The sequence below is a fragment of the uncultured Draconibacterium sp. genome, from assembly GCF_913060805.1.
Classification (GTDB): Bacteria; Bacteroidota; Bacteroidia; order Bacteroidales; family Prolixibacteraceae; genus Draconibacterium.
The window spans coordinates 13,140-38,953 of the sequence record NZ_CAJXTC010000006.1 but is presented as its reverse complement, the minus strand read 5'-3'; the positions used below and the strand labels follow the sequence as shown (position 1 = coordinate 38,953).

Genomic DNA, 25,814 nt, shown 5'->3' with positions numbered 1-25,814 from the left:
CAAACACACGTTCAGAGATAAAAAAAAAAATTACAAAATGAAAATAAGAATAAACAACAACGACACATTTATAACAGCAAATTTAAACGAGAGTGAAACTGCCAAAAGCTTCGCCTCGATGTTGCCCATTAATATCAATCTCGACGATTACGGGCAGACCAGCAAAATCAGTAAATTAGAAGAAAGACTTGATGAAAATGATTCAATCGATGGTTTTGCGCCCAAAGCCGGCGACATTGTCTACTTTGCACCGTTGGGCAACATCGCTTTTTTTTACAAAAATTCTGAATTTTCAGACAGTCTTATAAAACTGGGTGAAATTGATGGAGATGTAAAAGCATTAAGAGACGTTGAAAGAATTAAAGCCAGAATTGAATTGGCAGAACAAGCTCCCAACAGCTTACTCTCCAAATTGAAAAATAAAGAACTACAGGAAGATGAGTAAAAACATTTTTGAAAGAATGCAAGCGGGCGAGTTGGTTCAGTTCAGTGATCCACAGTTTACAGAGGTCGGCGAATCAAACCTTCGCACCAACCAATTGCTGATAAAATACAATGCAACATCCAATCCTGATGAATTGCGAAAAATCTGGGGCGATCTGACAGGTAAAACACTTGATCCGACCAGTTACGTTCAGATTCCGGTGTTTGTAAACCATGCCGAATTTGTGACGGTTGGTAAAAATGTGTACATCAATCATGCGTGTTCGATGCTGGCTTTGGGAAAAATCACTATTGAAGACGATGTACTGATTGGCCCGAAAGCCAATTTATTGTCGGAAGGTCATCCGCTCGATCCAAACAATAGAAAAGCGATGATTGTTAAACCCATAGTGATCAAGCGCAATGCATGGATTGGTGCCGGAGCAACAATACTTCCCGGTGTTACCGTTGGCGAAAATGCGGTTGTGGCAGCCGGAGCTATGGTGAATAAAGACGTTCCGGCAAACACAGTGGTTGGTGGAATTCCGGCCAAAGTGATTAAAGAAATTTAACCAAAAGACATCTATAAAACGATCTAACTACAAAACGAAAATGAGCAAGAGTATTTTTGAACGATTACAAGCCGGTGAAGCAGTATCGTATTCCGATCCGTCGCACAGCCAAATTGGCGAAGCAGCAGAACGAACCACAAAGCTGTTGTTGGAATTCAACTCCACTGCAGATGTAGAAAAAAATCGCAAATTGTGGGGTGAAATTTCAGGCGAAGCACTCGACCCGAGCAGTATGATCCAGATACCCGTTTATGTGAACATCGGGCAGTTTACCCGCATCGGAAAAAATGTGTATATCAATCATCTTTGCTCGATGCTCGACATGGGAACAATTACCATTGGCGACGATGTGTTGATCGGTCCAAAAGTGAACATTTTAAGCGAAGAACATCCCGTTGATCCTACTGAACGAAAAGCGCTCATGGTTCGTCCGGTTGTAATTAAAAACGGTGCATGGATCGGTGCCGGAGCAACAATTCTGCCGGGAGTTACTGTTGGCGAAAATTCAATTGTGGCAGCCGGAGCGGTGGTAAACAAAGATGTTCCCGATAATACTGTTGTAGGTGGAATTCCGGCAAAAGTTTTAAAAAAGATATAGCAGCATGGCACGAATATTTATTACCGGATCAGCTGACGGATTGGGTCAACTTGCAGCCAAAAAACTGGTTGCAGAAGGTCACCGGGTAGTTCTTCATGCCCGAAATGAGGAGCGGGCAAGACATGCAATTAGTAAAGTTCCCGGCGCAGAAACGGTTCTAATAGCAGATTTATCGGGTATTGAAGAAACCAAAAACCTTGCAGCGCAGGTTAATGAATTGGGATCTTTCGATACGATAATCCACAATGCTGGCATTTTAAATGTTCCGTCCAACGCGAAAAGCAAAGACGATTTGCCATTGTTGTTTGCGGTTAATACGCTGGCACCATATATTTTAACGACCATGATCAATCGCCCAAAGAGATTAGTCTACCTCAGTTCAAGTATGCACCGGGGAGGCGACGCAAGCGAAAATCAACTAACTGCCATTCTCGAAGGCAAAAAGAATCCGAGCTACTCAGACACCAAATTGCACGATTTAATTCTGGCACTTGCCGTTACTCGGAAATGGCCGGATGTGATTTCAAATGCCGTTGATCCGGGATGGGTTCCTACAAAAATGGGAGGTAGCAGTGCTCCCGACAGTCTGGAAAAAGGATACGAAACACAGGTTTGGCTGGCAACTTCGCAGGATGCCGATGCCTTAAAAAGTGGCCGCTTATTATTTCACAAGAAAGAGGTAGATTTTAATAAACAGGCAGCAAATCAAGCGATACAGGAAAAGCTTTTAGCCATTTGCGAAGAGCTATCACAGGTTTCTCTCTAGCCGTTTTTTAAAAAGGCACATTCGCCTGGCGTGGCTAAAAAAACGACAAACCGTAATACGGGTAAATAAATCTGTTATTCTGGTAATTTTCTGACAATCGTTCTTCTGATATTTGTATTGTAGAATTAGAATCTAATTTCACCGCTATATTTTTTTAGAAAAATATTACGGCTGAGATGGTAAAATCAGCGATGGAAGGCACCTGATGTTGAATCGTTTTAAATAATAACAATATAAAAAGTTGAATTATGAATGAAAAGCAATCAAACAAAAAACAGTCGAGAAGAGACTTTATTCAGAAGTCGGCAATGGCAGGTGCCGGAGCAAGTTTCTTGCTTTCCAATCCGATGCAGGTTTTTGCAGAAAACAGTAATTTAAAATCAAGTGTTATGAGTCAAAATATTAAATCAAAAGGTTACGCAGCCACCGACGAATCAGGCAAACTCAGTCCATGGGAATTCGAACGCCGTCCGGTTGGCGACAACGACATTTTAATCGATGTAAAATATGCCAGTATTTGTCACTCCGATATTCACCAAATGAAAGGACACTGGGGACAACAGCAATATCCACAGGTTCCGGGGCACGAGATTGCAGGTATTGTTTCGGCAGTTGGTATAAACGTAAGCAAATTTAAAGTTGGCGACCGTGCCGGCGTTGGATGTATGGTAGACAGCTGTATGGAATGCGACAGCTGCGAACACGGCGAAGAGCAGTTCTGCGAAAACGGTAAAACAGTATTTACCTACGGTTATCCACAAGAATCTTCACCTACAGGAATCAGCCAGGGCGGATACACATCAAATATCGTGGTTAGAGACCATTTTGCCGTTCATATTCCTGAGCATATCAGTCTGCAGGAAGCCGCTCCCCTATTGTGTGCGGGTATTACAACTTACTCTCCGTTAATGAAAGCTGATTTTAAAATTGGCGACAAAGTTGGTGTTGCAGGTATTGGAGGTCTTGGCCACATGGCTGTTAAACTTGCAGTGTCGAAAGGTGCAGAAGTGTATGCTTTCACTACTTCGGCTGATAAGGTTGACGACATAAAATCTTTCGGAGCAAAAGAAGTTATTGTGGTAAACGAAGATTTAAGCAATTTGAATGCGTACAGCAAAACCCTTGATTATATGATTTGTACCATTCCATACGAATTTAATGCGGCGCCTTACATTATGTGTGTAAAACCCGGAGGCACGTTCACTTTTGTTGGAATGCCGGTAAAATCGGAGATTACCATCAACAACCTGATGCTGGCATTTGCACGGGTTAATTTTAACGCATCGCTTATTGGCGGAATTCCTGAAACTCAGGAAGTTGTTCATTACTGTGCCGACAACAACGTTCATCCAAAAATTGAGGTAATCAGTGCCGACCAGATCAACGATGCCTGGGAAAAAGTGGTGAACAAAGAGGCTCGTTACCGCTATGTAATTGATGCCGCAACACTTTAATCAATATACAGTATAAACAGACAATTATTAATTTTAAAAGAGACACATTATGATATTAAAAGAAAATTATACGCTGTCAAACGGCGTTGAAATCCCAAAACTGGGACTCGGAACATGGTTTATTAGCGACGACGATTCGGTACAAGCCGTCAAAGATGCTGTTGAATTGGGCTATCGCCACATCGATACAGCTCAGGCTTACCAAAACGAGCGCGGAGTTGGCGAAGGAATTAGAACCAGTGGTGTAAAAAGAGAAGACTTGTTCGTTACCACAAAACTGGCTGCCGAAGTAAAATCGTATGATGAAGCAGTAAAATCAATCGATCAGTCACTGGAAACAATGGGACTCGATTACATCGATATGATGATCATTCACAGTCCGAAACCCTGGATGGAATTTCACGAAGAAGATGGGCATGAAGATGGAAACCGCGAAGCCTGGAAAGCTTTGGAAGAGGCTTATAAAGCAGGTAAACTGAAAGCGATCGGCGTTTCAAATTTCCAAAAAGCGGATATCGAGAACATCCTCGAATCGTGCACCGTAAAACCAATGGTGAACCAGATTTTGGCGCACATCAGTAATACTCCAAAAGAATTGATTGAGTACTGCGAGGCAAATAACATTCTTGTTGAAGCATATTCTCCAATTGGCCATGGCGAATTGATGAAAAACGAGGAAGTTAAAAAACTGGCAGAGAAATATGATGTTTCGGTACCACAACTGGCTATTCGTTACACCCTGCAGTTGGGTCTGCTGCCAATACCCAAAACGGCAAATCCGGCTCATATGAAAAACAATGCAGATGTTGATTTTGAGATTTCTGCAGCCGATATGGAAACTTTACAAAATCTGGAGCAAATCCAGGATTATGGCGATGCCAGCGTTTTCCCGGTTTACGGTGGAAAAATGAAATAATTTTAATGGGGGGAGAAACACTAATTTGCTCTTTCGGAGAAAACATTTTCCGAAGAGCTTTTAGTGTTGATCAAAAAAACAATAACAACAATGCCACATTTTCAAATAAAATTGCTGGAAGGCAAAACAGAAGAACAGAAACAAGAATTAACCGACGAAGTGGTTAAAGTAGCTCAAAAAATTCTTGGAAATGGTAACGAATCCTTTTCGGTTGCCATCGAAGAATATTCACTGGACGATTGGAAAAACAAAGTTTACCCCGACGATATTATGGGGAACGAGGACAAGCTTTACAAAAAGCCCGGTTATACCATGTAAAACACAAAGTCATGACAGCAAACACAGAAACATTAACAACACAAGAAATAGCTCAGATAGCAAAAAAAGACGATTTTCATATTGCACCATTTCGTGAAGACGGTGTGACTTACGGAACGCCAACCTGGATCTGGTCCGTAGAAGTTGAAGGCAAACTTTATGTGAGAGCCTACAACGGAATCCGTTCAAGGTGGTACCAGTCGGCCGTAAAACAAAAAGCCGGCAAAATAGAAGCTGCCGGTTTGATAAAAAAGGTGCAGTTTGAAACCATCACCGACAGTTGCCTCAACGAAAAAATTGACAATGCTTACCGCGCGAAATACAGCGACAGTGCCTATTTGAATTCAATGATTAGCGAGCGGGCAAAAGCGGCTACCGTTCGGGTATTTTAACATGAATTTAAGTCAAGTATTGAGAACTATTTTTTGCACCGTTCTTTAGAGCGGTGTCAGGAAATAGCGATTGTATCAACGATTTTTTAGGATTTTTGTAAAATAGAATTTACAAAAATCCTAAAAAATCAGCTTGACAGGATAATTACACATCACCGCCTTAAAAGACGGTGCAAAATGAGGAAAAGGTGGAGAAGGAAAAACGACAAGGCCTGATAGCCATTTTATGCGCCAACACCATGTTTGGCCTAAACATTCCGGTCACAAAAGCATTAATGGCCGGCTGGATGACACCCATGGGATACACAGCCACCCGAATGATTTTCGGAGCCATTGTATTTTGGAGCATCGGAGCCTTTTTGCGGCAAGAAAAGGTCAGAGGAAAAGATATACTGGTTATGTTACTCGGAGGCCTGATTGGATACATGGGCACACAATTCTTCTTTTCTCAATCGCTCAAATATACCTCTCCGGTAGTTTTTGCACTTATAATGGCCTTAACTCCGGTGCTTGTATTAATTATCGCGGCCATCTTTTTAAAGGAAGTCATCCCCTTTCGAAAAGTGATTGGAATTGGAATGAGTGTTTCGGGAGCAGCCTTAGTTATTTTACTCGGTACAAAAGGCGGTGCCGGTGGAGCAAACAGTTTGTTGGGTCTCGTTTTTGCACTTTTATGTGTTCTGGCTTACTCTGTTTACCTGGTTATTACCCGAACAATATCATTAAAATATAAGCCCGTTACTGTGGCAAAATGGATGTTCCTTATTTCGGCAGCAATATCAATGCCCTTTGGAATTTCCGAGTTTAACAGCCAGACAATATTTACAAACGAAGCAACCGGAATGGCCATTTCTTTGCTTGTTTTTGCTTTGCTGTTTTCATCCGTTCTGGCATTTTTCCTGATGCCTTATGCGCTAAAACGACTGGAAGCAAGCACGGTAAGTATTTTTATGAACTGGCAACCTATCGTTGCTTCCGTGCTGGCAATTATTGTTGGACAGGATACTTTAACGTGGGATAAACCGGTGGCGGTTATTCTGGTGTTATCAGGAGTTTACCTGGTAACGAAACAAACAAAACCTGCAGAAAAAGCAGATAAAAAGAAAATCCAACTTTTCTCCGGAAAAGCTGGTCTGCGTATTAGAAAACAGATTTAGGCTGAATGCTGAGTGGCCGAACGCACTATTTAAAGCCAAAAAGAATGCCGAAACCAATTTACAAAAATCAATTCCGGCATTTATAATCTCAATTACCTAACATCTTAGCCAATTTTTTTACCCGCCATTGGTCCGGGTTTCAAGCTGTGAATTTCTTCAATATGCAACAGGATCACCGCTTTTGGTTTTGGCATTCCTGCTTTCTGCGACATTTCAGCTGATTTTTCGTAAAGCTCACCTTCAGTAACAACTTCCGGTGTACTGATAAAACGGAAACCTTCCATCACATCGCGGTTAACAACTGAAGTCGCGACTTTCGAACCATCCAGAATATTCTGGTAAGTAATACCTCCCACTCCTTCGTTAAAAATCAATGTTTCATCGTTAAAAACACGTGTCGATCGTTTTGGTGCGTTGTTTGGGATTCCGTCTTTGCTGACGGTTGCATGAAAGCATTGCTGGCTCATTACCATCTCTTTCATTTCCGGTGTTAACTGTGACATAATTGTATCCTCCTAAAATAAATTAAGCTTAAAATATTGTACTAAATTAATGGATTTAGCTCTTGATTCTTTTTACAAATGTTAAAATTTGGCTGTAAAGGGAAGTGAAAACATCTAGCTTGATTTTTTGATTCGGTACACACAACGATTGCCGTTCTCGATAATATATTCTGTGCGTTCCAAATCGTAATCTTCACCAATTAACTGTTTAAAATTGTGCAGTTCCGATCGGCAAAATCCCTGGCATTCGGTGGCTGCCGCACAAATCGGACAATGGTTTTCGATTAAATAATAGGCATCGTCTTCTTTTTTCCACTCGGCAATGTATCCTTCTTCCGAACGCCTTTTGCTCAGTACATCCAGCTTTTGCTCAATGGTTTCCGAGCCTTCCATTTGCTTTGCGTAACGCTCGTATATAGCTTTCTCTCTATCGCTAATCAGCAGATCAAGCGCATTTTCGCCCAACAATTTTTTTACCGATTGCAACAACTGAACCGTAATATCCGCATGTGTATTGGGAAATCTTGATAATCCTTTATCGGTAAGCGAATAATAAGTTGAAGGACGTCCCACGCCCTCACTTTTAACCGTTGCCTGCACAAGACCGGCTTCCGAAAGATTTAGCAAATGTTTACGTGCTCCCTCCTTCGTAATGGCAAGCTCCTCTGAAATTAAAAGCGCTGTGGCCTCCCCTCTCATTTTAAGCTGCATCAATATTTGTTCCGACGAATTCTTCTTCATATTATTTTTACAACATTTAGTTGTTTTATTAATATAAGACAAAAATAGAAAAATAGTTCACAAATCACAATATACCAAACATATAAAGAGTTTATCAATGAGACATAGACAAAACCAATTTAATTTTTAGCAACTTTTTAGTTGTTTTATTATTCAATGTTGTAAATTTGCTCTCAGTTAATAACAATTAAAAAACAACATAATGAGCAAATTCAATTTACCGGCTCTTCCATATGCAACAGATGCATTGGAGCCACATTTCGACAATGAAACAATGACAATTCACCATCAACGTCACCATCAGGCCTATGTAACTAACCTGAATAACGCCGTTGAAGGAACAGAAGCAGAAAACAAAAGTCTTGAAGAAATTATACGTGAAGTAAGTAAATACAGCAAAGCCGTTCGCAACAATGGTGGCGGTCACTACAATCACTCGCTGTTCTGGGAAATTTTGTCGCCAACTCCACAGGCGGCTCCAACAGGCAAACTGGCAGAACAAGTTGCTGCAGCTTTTGGCGATATTGATACCTTGAAAGCAGAAATTAAAAAAGCAGGTTTAACACAATTTGGTTCGGGCTGGGCTTGGCTTTACGTAAAAGCTGACGGTTCGGTAGCAGTTACTGCAACTCCAAACCAGGACAACCCGCTGATGGATCTGGAATCGGGAGACAAAGGATTTCCAATTTTAGGAGTTGATGTGTGGGAGCACGCCTACTACCTGAAATACCAAAACAAAAGAGCTGATTACCTTGATGCATTTTGGTCGGTTTTGGACTGGGCTTCAGTAGAAAAGAAATACGAAGAAGCTTTGTCAAAACTATAATGACTGAATTATTGGAAAAACCAATAACATCATAGTACAACAATTAGATACAAAAAGTCGGCCCTGCATAATTTGGCAGGGCCTGATTTTTTCCGGTTACTGACAAACAGAAAACTATACGCACCAAGCAGATCCTAAACATTAACCAAATTTAGATTCAGAAAACATGAAAGTCCTAATATTTAACGGAGCCATGGAAAGAAAGTCGCAATCAACTCCGGCATTACTTTCCAACTACCTATCGGAACAACTGAATGAGATGGGTATTGAAACAAACATCTTCAATTTAGCCGATGCCGGAATTCCACTTTTTGACACAGCAATGACTGAAATTCCACATTCGGTAGAAATCATGAACCAGCAGTTTTTAGAAGCTGACGTACATTTATGGCTGGCTCCCTTGTATCATGGAAGTATTCCTGGTGCGATGAAAAACTGCCTCGACTGGCTGGAAGTTAGTTCAAAAGCACCACAACCCTACCTCACGAATAAAAATATTGGTATGATCTGCTGGGCCGATGGTATTCAGGCCATGCAAGGCATAAATACCATGGATGCGATTGCAAAAGCACTCCGGGCATGGCCGGTTCCGTTTAGCGCACCATTGGTTAGAAGTACGCTTTTTGAGAGTGAAAACCCTACCGAAATTACAGCTGCCAATAAAGAAAAACTGAATCTTTTGGTAAATCTGGCTACCAGCCGAAAGGTTGAGGTTAGAGAAAGTTTAGTCCCGGTTGTGTAATCCATAAACTAATTCTTGATAGATTTTATATCTACCCCTCACCCTATCGGGAGCTCCCCTCAAAAGGGGAGCAAGCGTTGAATATTCTTTCCGCATTACAACAAGGCTTTATACTTAGCATTGCAGATGTTTCCCCTCCTGAGGGGAAATGGCGACAGCCAAAGGGGTAAAAAGACTAACGCCCAATTCATTCTTCCAACCATTTTAATTGAGATGATTTCGCCAAATAAAAATATCATCAAGCACAACTCTGCACTTTCCTCAACAAAATAGCAAGCTAAATTCCAGTAACTTATCGCCATTTTCAATTTTACATACCCCAATTCCTTGCTTTTGCATAACATTCCGTAATAGAGGTAACTCTATCCGTTATTTTGGTAATTTTATAAGATAGCTAATAATGATATTTGCATTGTGAAACGAGCTTCGAAATGAAAGCTTTAGAAAACGTTCAAAATGCGAGTTACATATGATACCTTATAAAGTCAACTATTTGAATCATATGAAAATCTCATAAACGTTTGAGATTGAACAATTCTAAAAAACAAACAAATGGACAGGATAGAATTAAGTAAGAAAAAGTTTGAAGAATTATTCGGACAACACACAGGTCCGCTGGCAGAAACTGATCCGGATTTACAGGAAATGCTAAACCGTTTCATTTTCGGCGAAGTCTTCTATCAGGGCGATTTAAGCGACAAATTACGCGAGTTAATTACAATCGTTGTATTAACCACCAATCAAACGCTTGAGCAATTGCAGGCACATGTTTTTGCAGCTTTAAATATTGGCGTGTCGCCGGTTGAAATAAAGGAAGCCATTTACCAATGTGCGCCCTATCTTGGATTTCCAAAAACACTAAATGCCATTAATAAAGCCAACGAGGTTTTTAAAGCGGCTAACATTTCGCTTCCGGTTGAAAGCCAGAAAACAGTGACCGAAGAAACCCGTTTCGATGATGGCTTGAAAGTTCAAAAAAGCATCTTCGGCGAGATCATCGATAAAATGCACGAGACGGCTCCCGAAAATCAGAAGCATATCCAGAACTACTTATCGGCATTCTGTTTCGGCGACATTTATACGCGAGGAACGCTGGATCTTAAAATCCGCGAGCTACTTACCCTGTGTATTTTAAGTGCACTGGGCGGTTGCGAAAACCAGGTGAAATCACACGTAAACGGGAACCTGAGTGTTGGAAACGATAAAAACACCCTGCTCACTGCAGTTACACAATGTTTGCCCTACATGGGTTTTCCAAGAACATTGAATGCGCTGGCTTGCATAAATGAAGTAATACCGGAAAACTAATTACCCCTACCTGTCAGCCGGCTGGCTGGAATCCCCTAAAGGGGACTTGACCAACTTCCCTTTGCGGGCCGGGGTAAAACAAAAGCAATGATTAAATAAAAACATTAAATAATTGGAGGATTTTAAAATGAGTGAATTTAAACAACCATTTCCACTAGGACAAAAAAACGATGCTTACGCAGAATATTTTACAGGACAAAGTTACCTGGCAGTATTAACATTGGAAGGCGTTCCTTCATTCAATGTAACTTTTGAACCGGGATGCCGCAACAACTGGCACGTTCATAATGGTGGCGGACAAATTTTGTTTTGCACAGCTGGAACAGGATGGTACCAGGAAGAAGGCAAACCAGCCCAAAAATTGAATCCGGGCGACACCGTAAATATTCCTGCCGGAGTAAATCACTGGCACGGAGCAGCAAAAGACAGCTGGTTCGCACACATCGCATTGTCTGTTCCGGTTGAAGGATCGACTACACAATGGAACGGCCCGGTTACCGACGAAGAATACAACGCGCTGGGCTAAAACAAACAGAAAACAATTACAAAAGCAGAAACAATTATATAATGAGAAAACTAGTATTTATGGCACTGTTGTCAGTCGCTATAGTGGGACAGGCACGTTCAGAAAACAAGCAAACAAACAACAAAACAGAGATGAAACAAACAGAAGAAAATTACACATTTGAATTAAGTGATAAAGTTACCCGTGAAAAAGTAACTTTCAAAAACCGTTACGGAATCACCCTGACCGGTGACCTGTATTTACCAAAAGACAGAAGTTCGGAACCTCTTCCAGCATTGGCAATCAATGGTCCCTACGGAGCCGTTAAAGAACAATCATCAGGTTTATACGCCAACCAATTTGCACAGCGCGGTTTTGCGGTTGTAGCCTTCGATCCTTCTTTTACAGGCGAAAGTGGCGGCGAACCTCGCAATGTAGCATCACCAGATATTAATACCGAAGACTTTAGCGCAGCTATCGACTTTCTCGGAATTCAATCCTTTGTTGACCGTGAGAAAGTTGGAATTATGGGAATTTGTGGTTTCGGCGGTATGGGCTTAAACGCTACCGCTGTCGACAAACGCGTAAAAGCTGTGGCAGTTGCCAGTATGTACGACATGTCGCGCGTTACAGCACGTGGTTATTTCGATAGCATGACTCCGGAACAACGTTCGCAACTATTGGAGCAATTGGGTGAGCAACGCTGGAAAGATGCAGAAAACGGAACACCTGCTTATGGTCCTGCAGGACTACCTGAAGCTGATCAGCTAACCGGAGAAGAACCGGAATTTGTGCAAGGTTACGTTAACTACTACAAAACTGAGCGCGGTTTTCACCCACGTTCGATCAACTCAAACGGATCGTGGACAGCAACCAACGCATTATCATTTATGAATATGCCGTTGCTTACTTACATCAACGAGATTTCACCTCGCCCGGTGTTGATTATCGCCGGCGAAAATGCACACTCGCGTTACTTTAGCGAAGATGCTTACAAAGCAGCAAACGAGCCAAAAGAACTGATGATTATTCCGGGTGCCGTGCATACCGACTTGTACGACAAAACCGATGTTATTCCATTCGACAAATTAGAATCATTCTTCAAAGAAAATCTGAAGTAAAGATTTATGAAGGGTAAATGAACATAGAAAGCAGGACGCCTCGCACATGCGGGGCGTTTTTGTATATTTATAAAAAATCAACAAAATGAAACGAGTAATATTTTTAGCATTTATATGCTCTATGGTAGTAGTAATGGGATGTTCAAATCAGAAGAACAAAGCAGAAAACGAACCGGCTGCAGCGCCTGTTACAAAAGCAGTACAAATACAGGGAGCTGTTGGAAACTTAGTAGCCGAACTGCAGATACCGGCATTAAAATCCAATGAAAAATGCCCGTTGGTGGTTATTATGCACGGTGTTTTTTCAAACAGGGAATTTCCTGTTCTTACTGAAATTGCCGATTCACTTCAATCGAAAGGAATCGCCTCCATCCGTTTTGATTTTAACGGACACGGCGAAAGCGATGGTGAATTTGTCGACATGACCGTTCCATCGGAAGTGGAGGATGCAAAAGCGGTTTTCGAATACTGCAAATCGCTTGATTTCGTATCTGACATAAGTTTGTTGGGGCACTCACAAGGCGGCGTGGTAACATCCCTAACTGCCGGAGAACTGAAAGATGCCGTTAAAAGCGTAGTACTTTTAGCACCCGCAGCAGTTATGGAAGATCAGGTTAGTGCCGGCATGATGATGGGCGTAACATTTGATCCTGAAAATATTCCGGAATTCATTAACGTTTTCAACCATCAGGTTGGACGCGAATATTTGTCGACCATTCTCACTCTGAATATTTATCCACGCGCTGCTGAATACAAAGGACCGGTTTGCATCATTCAGGGAAAAGCCGACCAGGTTGTGCCTTATAAATACGCTGAAAAATACGATGAGATTTACAGCAACAGCACCCTGCATTTATTGGATGGTGAGAACCACCTATTTAATCAAAATCAGAGTCTGGCTGCTAAAATTGCTGTCGACTTTTTAGTTGAACAGTAATTTGCCATACACCTTAAACTTAACAGATAACACCATGAAAAAAACGATTCTATTTTTCAGCACCATTCTTTTTATTATGCTTTTAGCCTGTTCGGGCGAAAGTCATGACCTGAGTTCCGATAATCGGATAAATGAAAAGATTGTTGATGATGAGACAAATAACAAAACAAATTCGAATAAAATGATTTTACAAATTGGAGATACCACACTCACGGCTACACTTGCCGATAATTCGTCGGCAGAAGCGCTTGCACAGGCACTTTCTGAAGGACCGATAACCATTGAAATGCGCGACTACGGAAATATGGAAAAAGTAGGTTCGCTTGGCCGCGATTTCCCTACTAACAACGAATCCATCACCACCGAACCGGGAGATATTATTTTGTACCAGGGAAGTGCTCTGGTGATTTATTACGCACCAAATACCTGGAATTTTACGCGCCTCGGCAAGATCGACGACATTAGCAAAGAAGAGCTGATGCAAGTGCTTGGCAAAGGCGATGTAACGGTTACCTTATCGTTGCCTGAGGAATAGATTTAAGATGTAAAAAGTATATTTGTCCGGCTTAAAGAAAGAACGATGCAGGTAGAAAACATACCACAAATATACCAGCAGGAAGATCGTCAAGCCGACGATCTTTTTATTTACGACTACAAAATGACGGAGGATGTCGTAAAAAGCAAGGTGCAACTGAGCATGAACATGTTTAGTTTTTTGCAGGTGGGTAAAAAACAGGTTCATTTTGCCGATGCTTCGGTTATGGTCAACAAAGAACAGTCGTTGCTGATCAGGCAGGGAAACTGGCTGTGGACCGAACTTTTGGATAATGACGACATTTATTATTGCAAGCTGTTTTTCTTTTCTGAAAGCCGCTTAAAAGCTTTCCTCGAAAAACATTCTTCTTTGGAATACAACCAAGGCAACGAGCAATCCTTTTTTATCATCGAAAACGACGCTTACATTGCTTCCTTCCTGGGTACGCTATCGCAAATGGCAGCTATGCCCGAAAGTTATTCAACCCAAATGCTAACCATTAAGTTCGAAGAAATCATGACCTATTTGCTGGCCAAATACGGCGAACAGTTCGAACGTTACCTGTACTCCCTGATATCAAAAGAATCATCTCCATTCCGGAAAACCGTTGAGGGCAATGCCTGTTCCAATTTAAAACTCGAAGAATTTGCCTTTTTATGCAACATGAGCCTTTCTTCGTTTAAACGAAAATTTATTAGTGAATTTGGCGAATCGCCCGGGAAATGGCTGCAAGATAAACGTTTGCAAAAAGCCTACGATTTGTTGCTGCAAGGCGAACGAACAGCATCTGATATTTACCTTGATTTTGGCTACGGCAACCTCTCGAATTTTAGCGCCGCTTTTAAAACCAAATTTGGAATAAACCCAAGCGATTTACACCGAAACAGTTAAAAATCTGAATTTCAACACCCCGATGAAATCAGTCCACATTCTTGTGTCGACCATTTAAATCAGATCAAATAGTCTTATTTTCTGCATTTTTAGGCACTTTCCATCCCCTTTTGAACGGCTGCCATTTCAAGTTGATCTTTTTTCATAAACGTTTGACCTATTTTAGTAACTCCCGCCATTTCGGCTTCCTATACTTTTGTCCCCATCATTAATCAATGCTCGTTTCGGGATTGAGGAGTGAGATTTGAAGTAAAAAATCAACAATTAAAGAATAGGAAAATGGCAAAATTTATTGTACCAAAAGAGATCTTTCACGGCCTTGGTAGTTTAGAAAACCTAAAGGAAGTAAAAGGTAAAAAAGCAGTTATCGTTATCGGCGGAAGTTCAGTTAAAAAGAATGGCTCGCTGGAAAAAACTCAGGCTTACCTTTCAGAAGTTAATATCGAATCGGCAGTTTTCGAGGGTGTTGAAGCAGATCCATCGATTGAAACAGTGCTTCGCGGAGCTGAATTCTTCAAGCAGGAACAACCTGATGTGGTTATCGGATTGGGTGGATGTTCGGCAATTGATGCAGCCAAAGCAATGTGGGTATTTTATGAGTATCCGGATGCAACTCTGGAAGAAATTGCAAAACCTTTTGCAGTGAAACCATTGCGCAACAAAGCAATTTTTGTGGCCGTGCCTTCAACAAGTGGAACAGGAACAGAGGTTACCGGACTTTCAGTGATCACCGATCGCGAAAAAGGAACAAAATACCCAATCGTATCTCATGAATTAACTCCTGATGTGGCCATTATCGATGGTGAACTATGTAAATCGATGCCGGTTAACGTAACCGCAAATACAGGCCTCGACGCGTTAAGCCATGGTGTTGAAGCTTACGTATCGAATATTGCCGACCGCTACAACGATGCACTGGCAAAAGATGCAATCGCGCTGGTATTCAAAAACCTTGAAACAGCAGTTAAAGAGCCGGAAAACGCAGATGTTCGTCAGGCAATGCACGACGCATCATGTATGGGCGGAATGGCATTCACCAACGTGTGGTTGGGAATTGTTCACGCTATGTCGCACCAGGTAGGTGGTACTTTTGGCGTAGCTCACGGTTGTGCGAACGCAATTCTGATGCCTAACGTAGTTCGTTTTAACTCGAAAGGAACCGATAAATACGAAGATTTGGCTGCTTTGTTTGGCAAAACCACTGCCGAAGATTTCGCAGTTGAAATTGAAACATTGAGAAGCAGCGTTGGTAACCCTGCATCTTTCCGCGAGGCTGGTGTTGACGAGAAAACCTGGAACGAAAAATTAGATACAATGGTTGAAAATGCATTGAATGACCCATGCACATTGTTCAACCCTATTAAGCCTGATGCTGCAGATATCAAAGCAATCTACGAAGCCTGCTTCGAAGGAGTGCCTGTAACTGCTGCGCTGGTTTAGTTTTTTATATAAGGCACAGATTACAAGGTCGTTCTCCGCAATGGAGAGCGGCCTTTTTTCGTTGATTCACCAAGTGAATTACTCCAGAAACCACTTTTCTGAAACAAATCAAACATCAATCCGAAACATTTTAATCACCTGAAAATTTCCCGCAAATGCCGATGTGCATTAGCTTTGTACAGATATTAAAACCAATAAAAGCATATTCAAAAATATACAATGAACTACAAGACAATTTTTTTCGGATTGTTGTTTTTTAGTCTCTGCCTTTTTACCAACGGGCAAGACAAATCGCAACCAAATACAAACAGCTCTTTTACTAATCCCCTGTTTCATGGAGACTACCCCGACCCCAGCATTTTGCGCGATGGAGAAGACTACTACCTCGTTCATTCGTCGTTTTATTATTACCCGGGTCTTTTAATCTGGCACTCTACCGACCTCATTAACTGGGAGCCGGTTGCCAATGCGCTGCATACTAACGTTGGTTCGGTTTGGGCACCGGAGATCACAAAATACGACGACAAATACTACATCTATTTTCCGGCCGACAACAAGAATTATGTAATTACGGCCGAGAATATTGAAGGTCCGTGGACAGAACCGGTTTTAATCGACATCAGCATGATCGATCCCGGACATGTAGTGGATGAAAAAGGAAACCGCTACCTGTATTTCAGCAGCGGAAGTTATGTACCGCTAACCGACGACGGACTGGCAGTTGCCGGCGATCCGGTGCACAGTTACGACGGTTGGGAAATCCCGCGCGAGTGGTCGATCGAATGTTTTTGTATGGAAGGCCCGAAACTTTTCAAACGTGGCGAATATTACTATTTAACCGTTGCTGAAGGCGGAACTGCCGGACCGGCAACCGGGCACATGGTAATTTCTGCCCGCTCGAAATCGCCGCTTGGCCCTTGGGAAAATTCACCTTATAATCCGATTTTAAGGGCTGAGTCGAATAAAGATCAGTGGTGGTCGGTAGCTCACGGTACCGTTTTCGACGATGTGGATGGCAACTGGTTTATGATCTTTCATGGTTACGAAAATGGCTTCTATAACATGGGCCGCCAAACGATGCTCACTCCCGTTGAATGGACAGAGGACGGCTGGTACAAAATTCCGGACGACATTGATATTGCTAAACCAATGGTACTTCCCGGAAAAGCAAATGTGGCTCAGCAGCCTATGAAATTAAGCGACGATTTCTCAGGAGATGAGTTAGATCCGCAGTGGAAATTCTTTGGCGGTTTTGAGGAAGACCGCTTTGAAATAAAAGACAACAGCATTGTTATCAACGGCAAGGGACACGGAATTGCTGATTGTTCGCCAATGTTGACCATCCCGGCCGATCATGCTTATACTGCCGATGTGGAATTAGAAATTGAAGGCGACGCGATTGGTGGTTTGGTACTGTTTTACAACCAACAGGCTTCTTCCGGTATTTTAGCTGACGATACAAACATTCTTTCCAACCTACGCGGATGGCAGTTTGCCACCGAGCAAAATGTAATTAATCGACACGCTTTCTTACGTTTGAAAAGCGTAAATAACACGGTTGATATGTATTACAGCCTCGACGGTAAAAACTGGATCAAAACCGAAAATTCGTTTGAAACAACCGGATTAAACCACAATGTTTTGAGTGGCTTTCTGAGTTTGCGTATCGGGCTTTGCTCGATTGGAGATGGAAAGGTAACTTTCAAGAACTTTAACTATCAAGCCATCGACGAAGAATAAAATCAGAAAATAAAATACAATAAGAAATGCCGATGAAACTGTATCATCGGCATTTTTGTTTGCACAATCTTACAAGCACATATTTTACTTCTTCTTTTCTTTAGTAACTTATTCCGTCGTTAAAATTAAAAACGGCATATCCCTCATTTTCCTGTGCTCCCGGTACATCCGGCAGATTATTAATTACAGCCTCGGTAGAAGCCGGTATTGAAAACGGCATTTTTCCCGTCGGATTAAACTGTCCCGAAATTACATCAAGCACAGCGTTGGTTGTAGTTCCAAAAGTTGCCAGAACTGTATTTAGATTTCCATTGTCAATTTCGCTGATTACCCACGGATTGCTAAAGTTTATGGCCACTACCGTTGGCTTTTGGGCTTGAATGTGATTGACGTAGTTAACGTCGATGTTATTTTTCGACAGTTCATTATGGATTTCACCTCCGCCAGATCCAAATAAGCCACCAGATCCGGGAATCAACCACAACACAACCAAATCTGCTTTTTCGGGTGAATCCACAAATTCCACTTCCCAATTGTTCTCCTCGGGCACAATTACAACATGCGGATCATCGCTACCTCGCGAAACCACATACTTCTCGAAATAGACTTTGGTTTTAGCTTTTGCCGGCAGCAAATCAGCCTCATTTCTGAGCAAAACAATCGACTTTCGCAACGCCAGATTTGCTTTTTCCTGAAACTGAGCATTTCCAACAAATGCGTCGGCCGCTTCAACATCTACATAAGGATTTTCAAAAATTCCCAACTCAAATTTTTCTTTTAGCAACCGAGTTATAGATTCATCAATCCGGTCTTCAGACACCAATCCTTCTTTTATCGTTTCCAAAAGAAATGTGGGATCAGCCACGCCTGAAAATAAGTCGACACCGGCTTCCAATGCTTTTTGATAACGCTCAGAAACAGATAGGCTTTCAACACCCCACGGCATCATAAAAATAGGGCCTGTATCGGAATTTATAATTCCCTGAAAACCCAGTTCTCCACGAAGCAGATCGGTGATTACCCCTTTGTTGAACGCAAATCCAACTTCGTCGTATTCAGTACCAACCGGCACAGCGTAATACGGCATAATTGCAGAAGTTCCTGCATCGATAGCCGCTTTAAAAGGTTTCAGGTGGTAATCCAGCATATTTCCGGGATACTCCTGCCCTTTTCCCCAGTCGAAATGCGCATCCTGACCATCTTTCTGTGGTCCGCCTCCCGGAAAGTGTTTTGTGGTCAGCGCTACCGAATGTGGTCCTAATTCATCACCCTGAAATCCCAAAACCACTTCACGAATCATATTGGCAGCCAGATCGGCATCCTCGCCAAAAGTTCCTTCTGTTCGTCCCCAACGCGGCTCGGTAGCCAAATCGGCCATATACATGTAACCTTTACGTATTCCAACTGCACACCATTCTTTGGCTGCCGTTTCAGCAAATTCGCGGGTCAATTCAAAATCTCGCATGGCTGCCAATCCCAGTTCTCCCGGCCATTTTGAGAAACCGGTTTCCCCCAAACTTAATCCCGGCGAGTTATCGATTGTAATATGGTTTCGCGGATTTGACGTAATCAGAACCGGAATCCCCAAACGCGACGATTCCGCAACTTCCTGCACATTATTGGCCCACTGCGCAATGGTTGAAGCCTTGGTATTAGCGCGCAAAATAAAGTGGCGAAGATTTCTTTCCAATATTCCCTTAGTAGTTCCCGAAACACTTAGTGTTGGTACCGGCAGTGGCTGGCGTGTAAAAAAATTGGTTTCATTAATATTATCTTCTTCCGACAGATCGCTGGTTACATTCCGGTTTCCACCAAAACCACCACCGGATGCTCCACCCATGTTTATGGTACTGATCAGCATAAATCCGGCCTTTTCTTCCAGCGTCATTTGCTGCAGCAAATCGGCAACACGTTCATCGGTCGTCAAACGCCAGTCTTCATACTTATCCAGCTCACCGTTTTTATTCAAATCTTTAAACTGAAAACCATCTGCGCTAATCAGTTCAACACTTTTCACCCCCAGCTCGGGTTGTGAAATACCTGCATTTTTATTGCACGAAAACAGTAGCAACAAACTACCAGAGAAAAATAAATAACGTTTTAAATGCTTAAAAAATACAGGTTTCGTTTTCATCTTATTTAGTTTTAGTTATTCTAATCTAAACTGGCAATCACGCCATTTGGCTGCGGCGAAATCCAGCCTTCCGGCAATTCAAAATGATGACACTGGTTACAGGAATAAACCGACTGCCCGTGCATGGAATGGCAGGTGTAACATTCCTGCTTTCCGTGGCGCGGATCGTGCTGGCTAAAAGCAAACGACATTTCCTGCGTATTAGTTGTTGCTTTTATAATCTCCTCTTCCACATGGCATCCTGCAGTCATACAAAAACTACGGGTACCGATTTCACGCTTTTCCAGCGGAAAAGTATAGTTCCCGGTCAGCCAGTGCGCTCCTTCTGTAAGCTGCTCATTCAATTTCTGGCTGTGGCAATCCAGGCATCGAAGCGAAACGGTGTCTGCCATTGCATGACGCGTAATCATCAGCGTTGTATCGCCGCCATAATAATTTTCTACATATTCGTTCATTGGGGTGTGACAGTTGGTACAAAAGCCGGGCTGATTGTGCCAGTGCACCCCGCCGGTTACAAGTCCTGAGAGGACAACAACTATTACAGCCGCAAGAATCAGAACTCTTGGCATCCGAAGCATTGATCTCTTTCCGGCTGACTTGGTTTTATCGTTCATTTCAAAATCTTTTTAAAGTTTGTAAGTAGTAAAAAAGCTTTAAGCGGTAGGTTGCAAATTGGCAACATGTCGTCCGGCCAGGTAACCGAAAGTGTAACAGCGCCCCAGCGACAAACCGTAAACCGTTAGCGGATAATCCACTCCGCCATAAAAACCACCACCAAGATTACCGATGGCATACAAGCCTTTTATTTTGTCTCCCTCGGCATTCAAACACTGATGATTTTCATCAACAAGCAATCCTGAACAAACGGCTGAAAGTCGCAATGTGCGGTGAATACCATAAAACGGAGGAGTATCAATCGGTTTCATGAACTCGGCGGCTTTTCCGAAATCAGAATCTTGTTTCGACGCTACCAGCTCATTATACCTTTTTACTGTCGCTTTCAAGGTCTCCGGATCGGCTTCAATTTTAAGCGCAAGCTCCTCAAGAGTATCGGCTTTATGCGTATTTATAAAAGCTTCATACACGCCATGACGATGCGGAACATCCTCATCAGGCATGTAATTTTTCATATCTTCGGGCGACACCAAAACACCCGGCCAGTTTTTGGCCTGTGTCATGTAATTCGCATCGAATATCTGCGAATACTGCCCGGTTTTCTCGGGTCCGCGTAAATAATTACACAGCAACGACATTTCCACGCTTTCGTTTACAAACCTTTTTCCCGAGTGATCGACAGTCAGGAATGGCATATCGCACATGGTAGCCGGCCCGGCATCAAAATCGTGCAACATTTTTGTATGGCCAATTGGCTCGATAACACCACCTGCCCAGTATCCTTAAAACGAAACCATCGCCGGTTTTGCGCGATTGTTTGCGTCCGAAATTTTTGGCATCAGGAACAAAATAATCGCACATAGCTTTGTTATTTTGGTAATCGCCAGTTGCAAGAATAACACCTTTTTTAGCCAGAAATTTGGTGTAGGCGCCATCCTGCTTTTTCCCGATAACGCCGGTAATTTCACCGCTATCTTCCTGAACCAGCTGAACTGCAGGCGTACTATAGAAAAACTTCACACCTTGTTTCTCGGCATAAGCCGCCAAATCGCGCATTCCATCGCCATTGGTATACGGTTTTGAGCCAAAATATGCGGTATGAAAACCCAGCTTATAACCATTCATTTTTAGGATATTTACCTGCTGTAAATTCCCCTGGTTAATCACTTTTGCACCGGCTTTTTGTGCACGGTCGATTACCCACGAAACTGCCTCGCCTGAATTATATGCCCACTCGCGGAGCAATTTTGGATTACAACGATGTGCATTGTCTCCCATTAATCTTGAAACCAGCGCTTCCACACCGGCTTTATCACTTGTGCTGAGATCAATTCCGGCACCGGAATTACCCTGAGAAATAGCTATATTTTCCTTTTGAAGAACAGCAACAGAAGCGCCGTTTTCGAGTGCCGACAGCGCTGCCGGAACTCCCGAAGCACCTGCCCCAACAATTACCACATCAAATGATTCTGTTTTACTTATCTCGCTCTCCGGTATTTCCTCCGGTTTTGGAAGAAACGATAGTTTTGCTGCATCGTCTATACTTTTTCCGTAGGCCACTCCCTCCTGAAATGCTTCCTGGCTGGGACTCTCCGGCTTACAGCTGGCAAACCCAACCAAACCGGCGGCACACGAAGCCACAGCAGCGCGCGACAAAAAACTACGTCGCGAAATACCATTTTCGATAGTATGTTTTATGTACTTTTCCATATCAATATTAAATTCAGGCAACATTGTTCTCCGGAACACCTGTTTGCCACTTCTACAAAATCAATGTTTTTGGGAAATACATTTAAGTTGACAGCTGCTTAAACGCAGCATTTTAAACTCACAACTCAATATATTTCTTTCGTTAGGAGGTGCTTTTTACATTTAATAGAAAATGGTCATCCAGGGAAATTAATTCCCTGAATGACCTGTAAATGCTTAACTTAAGTATAACTATTCAACCAATGAATCTATAATTCAAGATTGTTCTTTCCGCTTTTCAATGTGTGGCTTTTACCTTCCCAAACAAATGTTCCGGTAATTCCTTCGGGCAAGCTGATTTCAGCTTTTAAACCGCTTGCTGAATTATCGTAATCAACAGCAATTGTTCCAGCCGGGTGAGGCATCTCGCCGCTAATGGTTTCGAATGCACCAATATTTGGCTCAATTTTTACTTTTTTGAAATACGGAGCAGCACTCTCAATTCCAAGAATAATGCGGTAAGCTTCAATGTTCGGACTGGCACCCCATGCATGGCAATCAGAGCGGGTAGTTTCCACTTCCGAAGTTTCGCCCCAGGTAGTTAAACCAAGATCGATATTCTTACGCCAGATGTCTAGCCATTCCAGGAAATCGTCGCCCATACCGGCTTTCGCCAATGCCAGGTGCAAGTAGTATTTAAAGTAGATAGTAGCCTGAGTCAGCGACTCATCTTCCAACATCTGCTCAGCAATTTTAACGTTTTGCTCCGGAGTGGTAAGTCCTGCAAGAATCGCCATTGAATTGGTATGTTGCGAGAAATCCTTTTTATCAGGAGTGTCGGCAAATAAGTTGCGCGAAGCATCCCAGTATTTGCTTTTAATAGTTTCCGACATTTTTTTCGCCAGGCTTGCATACATGTCCGCATACTCTTCGCTACCTTGAACTTGCTCCAGTTCCATTCCCGCCTGTAAAGCCAGTAACAACTGCAGATCGAGCAAAGCAGTACTTCCATCCTCAGCAGCAGGAGCTGTTCCCATGCGCCAGTTGCTTGCCCAGTCGGTAAAGTTCCATCCCGGCAGGTTTTTCAGTGAACCATCGTCGTCAACAAAACTGATGAAGTAGTTCAGAATCTGGCGAGATCCCAGCAATTTGTCATCCAAAAATTCAGGATCACTTCCGTACATCAGGTAGTCGTGCAACATGCAAACAAACCACATCGAGTAGGTTGCAATTACCTGGTTTTGAGTATCCGGATAACGACTTAAAGTATATCCATCCACCTGGCGAGAGTTGTTCATCAGGTTCAATGCATTTTTTGCCAAACGGTCGTCGCCACTGTTGAAATACGAAACAAACAACTGAATACGCGCATCACCAATGTATTGCAGACGTTCGTAATACGGGCAGTCCATGTAAGTTTCAACCGCACAAGAACGAGCCGTACGCCAGCCAATATCCAGAATTTTATCCAACTCAGCATCGTTGGCGTTAATCTTGGCGTTCATTTCAAACGGATAACCGGTAAATGTTCCGTAGAAATCTTCGATGGTAAGCGGACTGTCTTTTGTTTCCACTTTTATTTCCAAATAACGGTAAGTTCTCCAGTTCAAGGTTGTGAAAGTCTGGTTTTGCGAACCGTCCGAAATAATGGTATCCATACGTCCGGAAATCGTTTTTCCTTCAATCTCGTTACGGTTGTTTTTCGCGCCTTCGGCATTGTACAAACCTTCAGAATAGGTAATTACAATTGTACCTTCATCGCCGCCGCTGAATACAAGCGTTGGATAAGCGTTGGTATAAACTTCCTGATCGAGCAGGATTGTTGCAGTTGTATTTGCAGGCACTTCAATGGCCACTTTTTCTTCAGGGAAGTTGGTAGGCACAGTAACACCTTCCGCTTTTCGCGTGGACACCAAACGTTGGTAAGTCATTTCCATTTGCGGAATAATCGATGGCTGCAAGGTCCATCCGCCGCGGGTGTTAAAGCCCATTCCTCTTGTTGAACGTTCGAAAACTGCTTTGGCCGATTTCCAACTGGTATCGTCAAAACTTAAAGCTTTCCATCCTTTTACAGCGTAATTCATGTCGATTTTTTCACCGGCACCGGCTGCATAATAACCACGAACCTGCTGACGTATAGGTGTGTAACTTTTATCTTCGATACATTTCCACGAATCGTTGGTGTTCAACACTTTGGTTGCATCGTCGGTTCCCTGGAATAAAAATCCGGTCTTCCATGAGAATTGAGAAACGGGTTTCATATCACCTTCGTTCCAAACCTCGGCGGCAATAATATTTTCGCCTTGTTTCAGGAATGGAGCAATGTCAACAGTTTCGTAATTCCAGTGTTTCAAATCGCCCAATGCAGGTCCCATTGAAACCAGTTTTTCGTTGATATAAAGTTTATAGCGATTATCAGCCGTTACGCGCATTTCAAATTTAGCGGGAACAGCATCAAAATTTATTGTTTTACGGAACAGGTAAAGACCTGCGTCGGTTGCTCCGGCTTCAGGCACGCAAATCCAGCTTGCATCCCATTCGTTATTTCGTGGTGGTCCAAACATTTGCGCCGAACTTGCAAATGCCGAGATAATAAGAATTAATGTAATTAACTTTTTCATTGTATTGGTTTTATAGATTTTATTCAACTAAATATGTACTTATTTTAATGCTTGGGCGCTGTAATTTACGCGAACGCCATCGCGATTAATTAAAAGGTTAAGCCCCATAAATCCTTGTGGGTTCTCATCTCCTTTTAAGTCTCCTGACAATGCTTCTTCACTGATCTTTTCAAGATCGTCGACCCGCTTTTTGGTTTCTTTATTTCCACCAAAAAAGTGACCGGGATAAAGTTCTGTGATACCGTTATCGACCATTACTTTGCTCATTTTCTCACAAGTATTTTTCAGCGTCGAGAAGTTGGTAGTCAGCAATAAATTACCTGATCCGAACGAGTCGCCACTGAAACCGTATTTGGCAGCTTTATCGATAAAAGTTGTTGATCCGGGAGTATGACCGGGAGTGAAAACAACCTCGATCTTTCTTCCGCCAAGATCAAAGACTTCACCGTCTTTCAGAAATTTCACTTCGCCTTTATAATCGGGCATAAACTGAGGAATTCCAACTGTATCGGCCTCATTGATATAAATCTCAGAAAACACATCGATCGATGGTCCGGTATGATCGGGATGAACGTGTGTAGCCACCACTGTATAAGGTTTTGAAGTGATCGACTCCACAATTTTATCCAGCCCTTTAATGTTTGTTCCGGCATCAATCAGCAAAGCTTTCTCATTTCCTTCTACCAGGTACAAACTCTCGTTCGACATGGCTTTACCGGTTCCTACCCAGGTATGATCATCAATTTGGTGAAAAACCACATCGTCGCCTGTGTACACTTCTTCGCCATCAATTTTAAATTGTGGTTGCGCATACAAACCGATTGTAGCAATCAATATCGCGTTAAGTAATAAAACTATTTTCTTCATTTT

27 protein-coding genes are annotated in these 25,814 nt (G+C 42.4%); 19 read left to right on the top strand and 8 right to left on the bottom strand.

Going from position 1 to position 25,814, the window contains the following annotated elements:
• The first annotated feature begins 37 nt into the window (after positions 1 to 37).
• From QZ576_RS05095 to QZ576_RS05055, 9 genes are all read left to right on the top strand, one after another.
• Positions 38 to 445, top strand: coding sequence for a cyclophilin-like fold protein (locus QZ576_RS05095; protein WP_297094744.1), 408 nt, complete (start codon positions 38 to 40; stop codon positions 443 to 445).
• Positions 438 to 995 (top strand): DapH/DapD/GlmU-related protein, encoded by a 558-nt coding sequence (locus tag QZ576_RS05090; protein ID WP_297094742.1) that lies wholly within the window; start codon positions 438 to 440, stop codon positions 993 to 995. Before QZ576_RS05095 ends, QZ576_RS05090 begins: the two co-directional genes overlap by 8 nt.
• Positions 996 to 1,035: 40 nt before the next feature.
• On the top strand, positions 1,036 to 1,593 hold the full coding sequence (locus tag QZ576_RS05085; RefSeq protein WP_297094740.1) for a sugar O-acetyltransferase: 558 nt from the start codon (positions 1,036 to 1,038) through the stop codon (positions 1,591 to 1,593).
• Positions 1,594 to 1,597: 4 nt separating this feature from the next.
• On the top strand, positions 1,598 to 2,359 hold the full coding sequence (locus tag QZ576_RS05080) for an SDR family NAD(P)-dependent oxidoreductase (RefSeq protein ID WP_297094738.1): 762 nt from the start codon (positions 1,598 to 1,600) through the stop codon (positions 2,357 to 2,359).
• A gap of 248 nt (positions 2,360 to 2,607) precedes the next feature.
• Positions 2,608 to 3,813, top strand: coding sequence for an alcohol dehydrogenase catalytic domain-containing protein (locus QZ576_RS05075; protein WP_297094736.1), 1,206 nt, complete (start codon positions 2,608 to 2,610; stop codon positions 3,811 to 3,813).
• A gap of 49 nt (positions 3,814 to 3,862) precedes the next feature.
• On the top strand, positions 3,863 to 4,729 hold the full coding sequence (locus tag QZ576_RS05070; protein WP_297094734.1) for an aldo/keto reductase: 867 nt from the start codon (positions 3,863 to 3,865) through the stop codon (positions 4,727 to 4,729).
• Between the two features lie 90 nt (positions 4,730 to 4,819).
• The gene (locus tag QZ576_RS05065) at positions 4,820 to 5,047 is read left to right on the top strand and encodes a tautomerase family protein (protein ID WP_297094732.1); all 228 of its coding nucleotides are present in this window, start codon (positions 4,820 to 4,822) and stop codon (positions 5,045 to 5,047) included.
• Positions 5,048 to 5,058: 11 nt separating this feature from the next.
• Positions 5,059 to 5,439 (top strand): DUF2255 family protein, encoded by a 381-nt coding sequence (locus QZ576_RS05060; protein WP_297094730.1) that lies wholly within the window; start codon positions 5,059 to 5,061, stop codon positions 5,437 to 5,439.
• Positions 5,440 to 5,627: 188 nt separating this feature from the next.
• Positions 5,628 to 6,596: a DMT family transporter gene (locus QZ576_RS05055; protein WP_297094728.1), complete on the top strand. Its 969-nt coding sequence runs from the start codon at positions 5,628 to 5,630 to the stop codon at positions 6,594 to 6,596.
• Between the two features lie 104 nt (positions 6,597 to 6,700).
• Here the strand turns inward: QZ576_RS05055 and QZ576_RS05050 are convergent, their stop codons facing one another.
• Both QZ576_RS05050 and QZ576_RS05045 read right to left on the bottom strand, forming a co-directional pair.
• Positions 6,701 to 7,099, bottom strand: a complete 399-nt coding sequence (locus QZ576_RS05050) for a pyridoxamine 5'-phosphate oxidase family protein (protein WP_297094726.1) — start codon at positions 7,097 to 7,099, stop codon at positions 6,701 to 6,703.
• Positions 7,100 to 7,213: 114 nt separating this feature from the next.
• Positions 7,214 to 7,840: a metalloregulator ArsR/SmtB family transcription factor gene (locus tag QZ576_RS05045; RefSeq protein WP_297094724.1), complete on the bottom strand. Its 627-nt coding sequence runs from the start codon at positions 7,838 to 7,840 to the stop codon at positions 7,214 to 7,216.
• Between the two features lie 202 nt (positions 7,841 to 8,042).
• Here QZ576_RS05045 and QZ576_RS05040 point away from each other — a divergent pair, with 202 nt between their 5' ends.
• From QZ576_RS05040 to QZ576_RS04995, 10 genes are all read left to right on the top strand, one after another.
• Positions 8,043 to 8,666 carry a superoxide dismutase gene (locus QZ576_RS05040; RefSeq protein WP_297094722.1) on the top strand — a complete coding sequence of 208 codons (624 nt, stop codon included), beginning with the start codon at positions 8,043 to 8,045 and terminating at the stop codon, positions 8,664 to 8,666.
• 166 nt (positions 8,667 to 8,832) lie between these two features.
• The gene (locus QZ576_RS05035) at positions 8,833 to 9,408 is read left to right on the top strand and encodes an NADPH-dependent FMN reductase (protein ID WP_297094720.1); all 576 of its coding nucleotides are present in this window, start codon (positions 8,833 to 8,835) and stop codon (positions 9,406 to 9,408) included.
• A gap of 552 nt (positions 9,409 to 9,960) precedes the next feature.
• The gene (locus QZ576_RS05030) at positions 9,961 to 10,716 is read left to right on the top strand and encodes a carboxymuconolactone decarboxylase family protein (protein WP_297094718.1); all 756 of its coding nucleotides are present in this window, start codon (positions 9,961 to 9,963) and stop codon (positions 10,714 to 10,716) included.
• A 127-nt stretch (positions 10,717 to 10,843) separates the two neighbouring features.
• Positions 10,844 to 11,242, top strand: coding sequence for a cupin domain-containing protein (locus QZ576_RS05025; protein ID WP_297094716.1), 399 nt, complete (start codon positions 10,844 to 10,846; stop codon positions 11,240 to 11,242).
• A 41-nt stretch (positions 11,243 to 11,283) separates the two neighbouring features.
• Positions 11,284 to 12,342 (top strand): alpha/beta hydrolase, encoded by a 1,059-nt coding sequence (locus QZ576_RS05020; protein ID WP_297094714.1) that lies wholly within the window; start codon positions 11,284 to 11,286, stop codon positions 12,340 to 12,342.
• An 85-nt stretch (positions 12,343 to 12,427) separates the two neighbouring features.
• Complete coding sequence (locus QZ576_RS05015) at positions 12,428 to 13,279, top strand: alpha/beta fold hydrolase (protein ID WP_297094712.1); 852 nt, start codon at positions 12,428 to 12,430, stop codon at positions 13,277 to 13,279.
• A 34-nt stretch (positions 13,280 to 13,313) separates the two neighbouring features.
• On the top strand, positions 13,314 to 13,814 hold the full coding sequence (locus QZ576_RS05010; protein ID WP_297094710.1) for a cyclophilin-like fold protein: 501 nt from the start codon (positions 13,314 to 13,316) through the stop codon (positions 13,812 to 13,814).
• Between the two features lie 45 nt (positions 13,815 to 13,859).
• A complete protein-coding gene (locus tag QZ576_RS05005; RefSeq protein WP_297094709.1) occupies positions 13,860 to 14,705 on the top strand; it encodes an AraC family transcriptional regulator in 846 nt (281 codons plus the stop codon).
• Between the two features lie 279 nt (positions 14,706 to 14,984).
• Positions 14,985 to 16,145 (top strand): iron-containing alcohol dehydrogenase, encoded by a 1,161-nt coding sequence (locus tag QZ576_RS05000; protein WP_297094707.1) that lies wholly within the window; start codon positions 14,985 to 14,987, stop codon positions 16,143 to 16,145.
• A 219-nt stretch (positions 16,146 to 16,364) separates the two neighbouring features.
• Complete coding sequence (locus tag QZ576_RS04995; RefSeq protein ID WP_297094706.1) at positions 16,365 to 17,885, top strand: family 43 glycosylhydrolase; 1,521 nt, start codon at positions 16,365 to 16,367, stop codon at positions 17,883 to 17,885.
• A 100-nt stretch (positions 17,886 to 17,985) separates the two neighbouring features.
• On the opposite strand, the gene QZ576_RS04990 is transcribed toward QZ576_RS04995, so the two are convergent.
• From QZ576_RS04990 to QZ576_RS04965, 6 genes are all read right to left on the bottom strand, one after another.
• Complete coding sequence (locus QZ576_RS04990) at positions 17,986 to 20,019, bottom strand: glycoside hydrolase family 3 N-terminal domain-containing protein (RefSeq protein WP_297094704.1); 2,034 nt, start codon at positions 20,017 to 20,019, stop codon at positions 17,986 to 17,988.
• 20 nt (positions 20,020 to 20,039) lie between these two features.
• Positions 20,040 to 20,633 carry a NapC/NirT family cytochrome c gene (locus QZ576_RS04985; RefSeq protein WP_297094702.1) on the bottom strand — a complete coding sequence of 198 codons (594 nt, stop codon included), beginning with the start codon at positions 20,631 to 20,633 and terminating at the stop codon, positions 20,040 to 20,042.
• Between the two features lie 39 nt (positions 20,634 to 20,672).
• Entirely contained in the window at positions 20,673 to 21,371 is a 699-nt protein-coding gene (locus QZ576_RS04980) for an FAD-binding protein (protein WP_297094701.1), read from the bottom strand.
• The gene (locus QZ576_RS04975) at positions 21,355 to 22,344 is read right to left on the bottom strand and encodes an FAD-binding protein (protein ID WP_297094699.1); all 990 of its coding nucleotides are present in this window, start codon (positions 22,342 to 22,344) and stop codon (positions 21,355 to 21,357) included. Before QZ576_RS04975 ends, QZ576_RS04980 begins: the two co-directional genes overlap by 17 nt.
• A 248-nt stretch (positions 22,345 to 22,592) precedes the next feature.
• Entirely contained in the window at positions 22,593 to 24,944 is a 2,352-nt protein-coding gene (locus QZ576_RS04970) for an alpha-L-rhamnosidase N-terminal domain-containing protein (protein ID WP_297094697.1), read from the bottom strand.
• 39 nt (positions 24,945 to 24,983) lie between these two features.
• Positions 24,984 to 25,811 (bottom strand): MBL fold metallo-hydrolase, encoded by an 828-nt coding sequence (locus tag QZ576_RS04965; RefSeq protein ID WP_297094695.1) that lies wholly within the window; start codon positions 25,809 to 25,811, stop codon positions 24,984 to 24,986.
• Positions 25,812 to 25,814 lie beyond the last annotated feature (3 nt).

Excerpts from the sequence above, each read along its gene's own strand:
- QZ576_RS05050 (WP_297094726.1), bottom strand. The coding sequence starts at position 7,099 with ATGTCACAGTTAACACCGGAAATGAAAGAGATGGTAATGAGCCAGCAA.
- QZ576_RS05030 (WP_297094718.1), top strand. The coding sequence starts at position 9,961 with ATGGACAGGATAGAATTAAGTAAGAAAAAGTTTGAAGAATTATTCGGA.
- QZ576_RS05000 (WP_297094707.1), top strand. The coding sequence starts at position 14,985 with ATGGCAAAATTTATTGTACCAAAAGAGATCTTTCACGGCCTTGGTAGT.
- QZ576_RS05005 (WP_297094709.1), top strand. The coding sequence starts at position 13,860 with ATGCAGGTAGAAAACATACCACAAATATACCAGCAGGAAGATCGTCAA.
- QZ576_RS04970 (WP_297094697.1), bottom strand. The coding sequence starts at position 24,944 with ATGAAAAAGTTAATTACATTAATTCTTATTATCTCGGCATTTGCAAGT.
- QZ576_RS05060 (WP_297094730.1), top strand. The coding sequence starts at position 5,059 with ATGACAGCAAACACAGAAACATTAACAACACAAGAAATAGCTCAGATA.
- QZ576_RS05035 (WP_297094720.1), top strand. The coding sequence starts at position 8,833 with ATGAAAGTCCTAATATTTAACGGAGCCATGGAAAGAAAGTCGCAATCA.
- QZ576_RS05085 (WP_297094740.1), top strand. The coding sequence starts at position 1,036 with ATGAGCAAGAGTATTTTTGAACGATTACAAGCCGGTGAAGCAGTATCG.
- QZ576_RS05095 (WP_297094744.1), top strand. The coding sequence starts at position 38 with ATGAAAATAAGAATAAACAACAACGACACATTTATAACAGCAAATTTA.
- QZ576_RS04975 (WP_297094699.1), bottom strand. The coding sequence starts at position 22,344 with ATGGAAAAGTACATAAAACATACTATCGAAAATGGTATTTCGCGACGT.
- QZ576_RS05010 (WP_297094710.1), top strand. The coding sequence starts at position 13,314 with ATGAAAAAAACGATTCTATTTTTCAGCACCATTCTTTTTATTATGCTT.
- QZ576_RS04980 (WP_297094701.1), bottom strand. The coding sequence starts at position 21,371 with ATGTTGCACGATTTTGATGCCGGGCCGGCTACCATGTGCGATATGCCA.
- QZ576_RS04995 (WP_297094706.1), top strand. The coding sequence starts at position 16,365 with ATGAACTACAAGACAATTTTTTTCGGATTGTTGTTTTTTAGTCTCTGC.
- QZ576_RS05045 (WP_297094724.1), bottom strand. The coding sequence starts at position 7,840 with ATGAAGAAGAATTCGTCGGAACAAATATTGATGCAGCTTAAAATGAGA.
- QZ576_RS05080 (WP_297094738.1), top strand. The coding sequence starts at position 1,598 with ATGGCACGAATATTTATTACCGGATCAGCTGACGGATTGGGTCAACTT.
- QZ576_RS04965 (WP_297094695.1), bottom strand. The coding sequence starts at position 25,811 with ATGAAGAAAATAGTTTTATTACTTAACGCGATATTGATTGCTACAATC.
- QZ576_RS05090 (WP_297094742.1), top strand. The coding sequence starts at position 438 with ATGAGTAAAAACATTTTTGAAAGAATGCAAGCGGGCGAGTTGGTTCAG.
- QZ576_RS05040 (WP_297094722.1), top strand. The coding sequence starts at position 8,043 with ATGAGCAAATTCAATTTACCGGCTCTTCCATATGCAACAGATGCATTG.
- QZ576_RS05075 (WP_297094736.1), top strand. The coding sequence starts at position 2,608 with ATGAATGAAAAGCAATCAAACAAAAAACAGTCGAGAAGAGACTTTATT.
- QZ576_RS04990 (WP_297094704.1), bottom strand. The coding sequence starts at position 20,019 with ATGAAAACGAAACCTGTATTTTTTAAGCATTTAAAACGTTATTTATTT.
- QZ576_RS05025 (WP_297094716.1), top strand. The coding sequence starts at position 10,844 with ATGAGTGAATTTAAACAACCATTTCCACTAGGACAAAAAAACGATGCT.
- QZ576_RS05020 (WP_297094714.1), top strand. The coding sequence starts at position 11,284 with ATGAGAAAACTAGTATTTATGGCACTGTTGTCAGTCGCTATAGTGGGA.
- QZ576_RS05070 (WP_297094734.1), top strand. The coding sequence starts at position 3,863 with ATGATATTAAAAGAAAATTATACGCTGTCAAACGGCGTTGAAATCCCA.
- QZ576_RS05015 (WP_297094712.1), top strand. The coding sequence starts at position 12,428 with ATGAAACGAGTAATATTTTTAGCATTTATATGCTCTATGGTAGTAGTA.
- QZ576_RS04985 (WP_297094702.1), bottom strand. The coding sequence starts at position 20,633 with ATGAACGATAAAACCAAGTCAGCCGGAAAGAGATCAATGCTTCGGATG.
- QZ576_RS05065 (WP_297094732.1), top strand. The coding sequence starts at position 4,820 with ATGCCACATTTTCAAATAAAATTGCTGGAAGGCAAAACAGAAGAACAG.